The sequence below is a fragment of the Acinetobacter sp. YH01018 genome (genome assembly GCF_013420295.1).
GTDB lineage: Bacteria > Pseudomonadota > Gammaproteobacteria > Pseudomonadales > Moraxellaceae > Acinetobacter.
In genome coordinates this window covers 1-6,099 of the sequence record NZ_VOYL01000083.1, presented here as the reverse complement: position 1 = coordinate 6,099, position 6,099 = coordinate 1, and the positions used below count along the sequence as shown (strand labels likewise).

Annotated in this window: 5 protein-coding genes, 4 tRNA genes and 2 pseudogenes; 2 read left to right on the top strand and 9 right to left on the bottom strand. The window is 40.4% G+C overall.

Going from position 1 to position 6,099, the window contains the following annotated elements; translation table 11 throughout:
• Nucleotides 1–344: 344 nt before the first annotated feature.
• From FTT83_RS16190 to FTT83_RS15270, 7 genes and pseudogenes are all read right to left on the bottom strand, one after another.
• A pseudogene (locus FTT83_RS16190) lies at nt 345–668 on the bottom strand (DUF2726 domain-containing protein); the annotation flags it as partial.
• Nucleotides 669–722: 54 nt separating this feature from the next.
• A tRNA-Asn gene (locus tag FTT83_RS15295) sits at nt 723–798 on the bottom strand.
• Nucleotides 799–901: 103 nt separating this feature from the next.
• The gene (locus tag FTT83_RS15290; RefSeq protein ID WP_180042699.1) at nt 902–1,207 is read right to left on the bottom strand and encodes a hypothetical protein; all 306 of its coding nucleotides are present in this window, start codon (nt 1,205–1,207) and stop codon (nt 902–904) included.
• Between the two features lie 198 nt (nt 1,208–1,405).
• A tRNA-Asn gene (locus FTT83_RS15285) sits at nt 1,406–1,481 on the bottom strand.
• A gap of 5 nt (nt 1,482–1,486) precedes the next feature.
• Nucleotides 1,487–1,562: transfer RNA gene (locus tag FTT83_RS15280), tRNA-Asn, on the bottom strand.
• Between the two features lie 158 nt (nt 1,563–1,720).
• Entirely contained in the window at nt 1,721–2,347 is a 627-nt protein-coding gene (locus FTT83_RS15275; protein WP_086195136.1) for a superoxide dismutase, read from the bottom strand.
• A gap of 150 nt (nt 2,348–2,497) precedes the next feature.
• Nucleotides 2,498–3,256, bottom strand: coding sequence for a Nif3-like dinuclear metal center hexameric protein (locus tag FTT83_RS15270; RefSeq protein WP_180042698.1), 759 nt, complete (start codon nt 3,254–3,256; stop codon nt 2,498–2,500).
• 170 nt (nt 3,257–3,426) lie between these two features.
• Here FTT83_RS15270 and FTT83_RS15265 point away from each other — a divergent pair, with 170 nt between their 5' ends.
• Nucleotides 3,427–4,608, top strand: a complete 1,182-nt coding sequence (locus FTT83_RS15265) for a S1C family serine protease (RefSeq protein WP_180042741.1) — start codon at nt 3,427–3,429, stop codon at nt 4,606–4,608.
• Between the two features lie 165 nt (nt 4,609–4,773).
• Here the strand turns inward: FTT83_RS15265 and FTT83_RS15260 are convergent.
• Nucleotides 4,774–4,849 (bottom strand) — tRNA-Asn (locus tag FTT83_RS15260).
• Between the two features lie 238 nt (nt 4,850–5,087).
• Between FTT83_RS15260 and FTT83_RS15255 the strand changes: the two genes are divergently transcribed.
• The gene (locus FTT83_RS15255; RefSeq protein WP_180042697.1) at nt 5,088–5,546 is read left to right on the top strand and encodes a hypothetical protein; all 459 of its coding nucleotides are present in this window, start codon (nt 5,088–5,090) and stop codon (nt 5,544–5,546) included.
• Nucleotides 5,547–5,642: 96 nt separating this feature from the next.
• Here the strand turns inward: FTT83_RS15255 and FTT83_RS15250 are convergent.
• Nucleotides 5,643–5,983, bottom strand: a pseudogene (locus tag FTT83_RS15250) (PaaI family thioesterase); the annotation flags it as partial.
• Nucleotides 5,984–6,099 lie beyond the last annotated feature (116 nt).

Below are 6,099 nucleotides of genomic sequence, written 5' to 3'. Positions count from 1 at the left end.
GAAGCAGATGAAGTATAACTGGCGGGATTTTAAGGTGATGAAGGCAGATCAAATAGAGCGTTGGGTTGGGCAGATTTCAAAGGGTTTTGGTAATGAATACATGTTTACTTTTTAGTTGATACTTACCAGTGATGTAAGTTTATTAAGTTTCTTTTCTTCTTGTTTTAGCCAGTCATAGCTATCTGCATCTAATGTTTTTGAGTGTTCATAATCCTTAAGATATCTAACTTTCATAGGGTGATGCATCCATGACAATTGTCAAATAATTAGAGATCAAAAAATGCACTATGTCAATGAAAAATATATAAAGAAACTTTTTGATAACTTTATTCAATTAGGAAAAGTGATCGATCATCCAGTTCAATAATCGCGACCACTTCGAGCTTTTGATTCAGTAAAACGAAGTCGGTGACTTTACGGTTAAACTTGTTACGGATCTTAAAGTTGTCATTGGTGATTAATGCGCTAAAAGCAACTTGAGCCAAAATATGATGTTGTGGAAAGGCTTCTTTCAGCCGGATAAACATTTTACTTTCAAAAGGCGTGATCACACGTTTAGGGAAAAATTTCTGCTGTGGTTTGAACAGTTGCTGAAAAACAAGGGTCAGCAAGGCAAGAGTGGCAATGCAACCAATAATAAAAAAAGTGGCTTGGCTTGAGTCGAACACAATAAAATCTTGATATAAGAAAAAACCCACTCTGTTGAGTGGGTTTTTAGAATTTGGCTCTCCAACCTGGGCTCGAACCAGGGACCTGCGGATTAACAGTCCGTCGCTCTACCGACTGAGCTATTGGAGAATCTGGTACGCATTCTATGTATCTCAGCTTACAGGGTCAAGAGTTTAGTGTTAAAAAAGCCATGAAAATGAATTGAATGTTTTAAAAATAAACTTATTGCTGGTTATTTAAGTGATTTTATTAGGTCTATATAGTTTTCTTTGCTTTGTAATGGGTGGGCTTGACGGCATTCGTCCAGCAATTTCATCACTTCAGCTTGGGTAAGCTCAGGTTTGAGTTGCTGCTGAATGTGTTTTAAAACCTCCGGGTTCTTTTTGACTAAATTACGGGTGCAATGAAACAGGCGTTCATACATGAGCGCGGAAGCCTGCTTTTTATTTTCAGAATTTTGACTACATTGAAACACGGCGAACATCACAACAATCAAAATAATCCAGAAAATGAGAGATTTTAACCAGGTGGCATTCATAGCAGTTTATTAGAATATTGTTATTAGAATGAACATAACCAAATTTTAATCAGCGAACAAGAGATAGGAGAATGATCTACAATTTTAATAAAAAGTGATGACTCAAAAGTAGAGATCGTAAAAGTGCAGATTGCAGGAAATGTAAATCTGCTGAATAAAAAAAAGCCCACTTCGCAATGAGTGGGCTTTTTAGAATTTTGGCTCTTCCACCTGGGCTCGAACCAGGGACCTGCGGATTAACAGTCCGTCGCTCTACCGACTGAGCTATGGAAGAATAGATGGCTCTCCAACCTGGGCTCGAACCAGGGACCTGCGGATTAACAGTCCGTCGCTCTACCGACTGAGCTATTGGAGAATCTGATGCGCATTTTAGGGATGAAAACTAAAGTCGTCAACAAGATAATGTAAAGAAATGAATTATTTGCTTTATTAATATGCGTTTGGGTTCTGAAAATAAAAAAATCACCCATAAAGGGTGATTTTTTAAGCAAAAAATAAAAAATATTTTATTTCTTATTTTTCAACGCCAGCAGCTTGACCAGCATATTTAGCATTTGCGTAATCCCAGTTTACCAAGCTTTCCAGGAAAGTTTTGATATAAGCAGGACGTGCATTGCGGAAGTCGATGTAGTAAGCGTGTTCCCAAACGTCAATAGTCAACACAGCAACTTTACCATGAGCAAGTGGAGTGTCGGCATTTGAAGTTTTAAGGATAGAAAGGTTGCCATTTACTTCATCCGCAACCAACCAAGCCCAGCCTGAACCGAATTGAGTGGTTGCAGCAGCAGCGAATTCTTCAGCAAATTTTTCATAAGAACCGAAAGCTTCATCAATTTTAGCCGCTAAAGCACCAGTCGCTTTACCACCACCATTTTTAGCCATACAGTTCCAGTAGAATGTATGGTTCCAAACTTGAGCCGCGTTGTTGAACACGCCAACTTTAGCAGCATCACCAGCAGATGCTTTAATGATTTCTTCTAAAGTTTTACCTTCAAGGTCTGTGCCTTTGATCAGGTTATTCAAGTTTACAACGTAAGTGTTGTGGTGTTTGTCGTGATGGTATTCTAAAGTTTCTTTGCTGATGTGCGGAGCAAGATCTTCATAACCGTATGGAAGTGCCGGTAAAGTAATCGTTGTCATGTCTTCAATTCCTTGCATTTTGCTGGGTTTTAACATTAAGTCGCTTTATTGTAATAGATTCTTGAGGAAAATTGCGCATTGCTTATAAATAACAATACAGAATAAAGCCTCAATTTATACGTATAAAGAAAATGTTAAACCGTCATTAAATTAAATCGGATTGTTTAATTCAAAGTAACTATACTCAATATCGAACTGTTCTGAAATAGCTTTTGCCAGACGTTGTACTCCATAACGTTCGGTGGCATGATGCCCGCAGGCATAGTAGTGCACATTCAGTTCTTTGGCTTCGTAAAAAGTCCGTTCACTGACCTCGCCGGAAATGTAGGCATCACAGTTTTGCTCCGCAGCTTTGCCAATAAAATCTTGCGCGCCACCAGTACAATAAGCCACTTTCTGAATGCTGGTTTTTTCCGCGGGAAGATGGATGGCGTTAAAATTTAAACGTTCAGACACATACTGTTTAAAGTCTTCAGCAGACATGGCGTTTTTTAAATAACCAATATTGCCAATCGGGTTGCGTTCAGCTGGATCTAAAGCTTCAATATTTTCTAATGCTAACATCTCGGTAATCGCGGCATTATTACCTAAAGTAGGGTGACTATCTAAAGGTAAGTGATAGCCGACCAGTGAGATATCATGCTGAATCAGGCTTTTAATACGTTTACCGCGCATACCTGTAATCGGGTAGGGTTCACCTTTCCAGAAATAACCATGATGCACCAGCAGTAAGTCGGCACCTTGTTCAATTGCAGCTTCAATCGCATCCTGAGATGCCGTAACAGCACACAAAATTCTGCTAATCTCCGGTTTGCCTTCTATTTGCAAGCCATTTGGTGCATAGTCTTTAAATTCGTGTGATTTCAGGGTTTGATCACACCACTGAATAATCTCGCTGAGCTTTGCCATAAATTTCTCAAAAGCCTTAATATTGAATATCATCAAAACATATTTTGAATTGTAACTAAAGCAGCACAAAACTCTGAATTATTTTTAAGTTTCCTGCTGTATTTCATTTTACAATGGCCGATAAATTACTTAGTCATCAACGAATTAAAATATTGTTAGAGGAAATTACCGTGCGCCGCACCTTTTCATGGTTACCTTGGGTTTTACTTGTTTTAGTCACTCTCGGTTTTCTTGTCTGGCAACATTCTCAGAAGCCGCAAGCCCCTGTTGCATCTGACGGTATAAAAATGCCAAGAGAAAAAGTCGAGCCTTTAGTTAATACCAACAGGGCGGGTGCAGTCGAATCTTACAGTAATGCCGTGAAGGTGGCGGCTCCTGCGGTGGTGAATATTTTCACAACCCAAAAAGTGAATAAAGCAGAGCACCCTTTGTTAAATGACCCTGCATTTCGCGAGTTTTTTGGTGATCAGGTCCCTGAACAGTTTGATCAGGAGCAAAATGAAAACAGTCTGGGGTCGGGTGTTATTGTACGTTCAGATGGCTATATCTTGACCAACAATCATGTAATTGCTCAGGCTGAACAAATTGTGGTGGGTCTGAATGATGGACGCCGTGCAGTCGCTAAAGTGATTGGCACAGACCCAGATTCTGATCTGGCGGTAATTAAGATTGAACTCGACAAGCTGCCGGTTTTGCCTTTTAAACTCAGCGGCAATGAAGTTGGGGATGTGGTGCTTGCCATTGGTAACCCATTCGGTGTGGGACAAACAGTCACTCAGGGGATTATTTCTGCCACCAACCGTTCAGATTTGGGCATTAATACTTATGAAGACTTCATTCAAACCGATGCGGCGATTAATCCGGGGAATTCGGGTGGAGCACTGATTGACGTGGCTGGTAATCTGATTGGTGTGAATACGGCTATTTTCTCGCAATCCGGTGGTTCACTGGGGATTGGTTTTGCCATTCCTGCGAAAGTGTGTCAGCAAATTCTAAATTCAATTCTGAAAGACGGTCGTGTAGTTCGCGGCTGGTTGGGCATTAGCCTCATGCCAGTACAACAGGACAATATTCTTGAACCTAAGCAAACTGGCGTAGTCGTTGCTGACGTACTTCCTCGTGGTCCTGCAGCCAAGGCAGGAATTAAAAAGGGTGATAAAATTATCCAGGTCAATGGTGAACCGATCACTTCTGCTTCCCACTTGATTAATTATGTAGCCTTGCAAGCACCGAATAGCACCATTAAAGTTGAAGTGGTGCGAGATGAGCAGCCATTAACCCTGAATGTGGTGGTGACTGAACGTAAAGCACAGAATAATAATTCACAATATATTCCTTTACCTCAACAATAAAAACAATCCTGCTATTGATCCACGTTGAGGTGAATGAGCAGAGAAAAAGCGCATTTCGATGCGCTTTTTCTATGGCCTAGCTTAGGGCTTATCTGATGACTAGATAACTATAGATTATTTAGGCAATAAAAAAGCCCGCTTTAATGCTGCGGGCTTTTTCGTATTTGGCTCTCCAACCTGGGCTCGAACCAGGGACCTGCGGATTAACAGTCCGTCGCTCTACCGACTGAGCTATTGGAGAATCTGCATGCGATTATAAGCAGATTTTACAGGGGGTCAAGCTAAAAGTGTCATGATTCCTTAATTTTTATGCCGTATGCTTTTTATTTAAACAACTCAATTAAAAATCCTAAAAAAACTTGCACAGCCAAAACTGGCTTGTTAGATTAAATACATAACAGAGCGTTTGAATGTAAGTTCAAACAGTGTGGATTTAAACCAACTTGCCAGCACTAAAATGGCTAAACAGGAGAAAGCGAATGCATACGCTGACGATTGCCGAAATTTTTTCAAATTTATCTTTTTATCAAGATAATTACCTTTCTATTATTCAAGACCCGCAGTGCTATCAGACCGCTGTTGAGGATGCTTATATCCAGGTCTGGCCTGTCGGAACTCAAGTCTTATATCTGGGTGACTTGTTGCAGCTTTGGTTTAGCGATAAATGGTTGATTAATTCACCTTGTCAATTGCTGCTGGATAGTTATTCGAATGGTCGCAAGCAGCCTTTGCAACGTGATCGTGATCTGTATTTGTATCAGCTGAATGGTAGCGCTTTATCTGGACGTAACAATTCTAAAGTATGGTCGGTGTCGGAACAGAAGAAACTCTCTATATCACTCGATAGCGTATTTAAATATTTATGTATCTATAAGGGAACTTCACGTCCGGAAGTGGCTTTATCTGCTCTAACAAAATCATTTAAATCGGCCGTTTAATCATGTACTCGCACAAGAGCTTAGTAAATGACTTAAGCTCTAAGTGCGGCATATTGTCTATTAACGAATAATCATACATGTTGCAGTGGCGTCGGCTTAAAGTTTGACTTCTTTATCTACAATTTTACCTTCAGTAATCTCCAGGTTTTATGGATATTGATGATGGTTCCTGTGGCAACCAGTTGTTGATCTTGAGGAGTAGGGTGGCACATTTTGATATTTAAATCGATGGTGCCATAACCCACACCTGCTTCCAGCATACTGTGAACGGCACAACCAGTAACGGAATCCAGTACGGTTGCTGCAAAACCGCCGTGTATGCCCCCTAAAGGGTTTAAATGACGGTTATCCGCTTTCACTTTGAAATGAATCGTGCCTTCCGAAACTTCATAAGGTTGCATGGAAACGGTTTCACTCATTGAGGGTTGAACCGTACCGGGTTTGTCGGAGACTTTTTATTTAAGTTAGGCCACCTGACCTAACGGGTTAATCTTATCATAGTACATTGCTTCAAACTCAAAAGGCGATACATAACCGAGTGCACTATGTACAC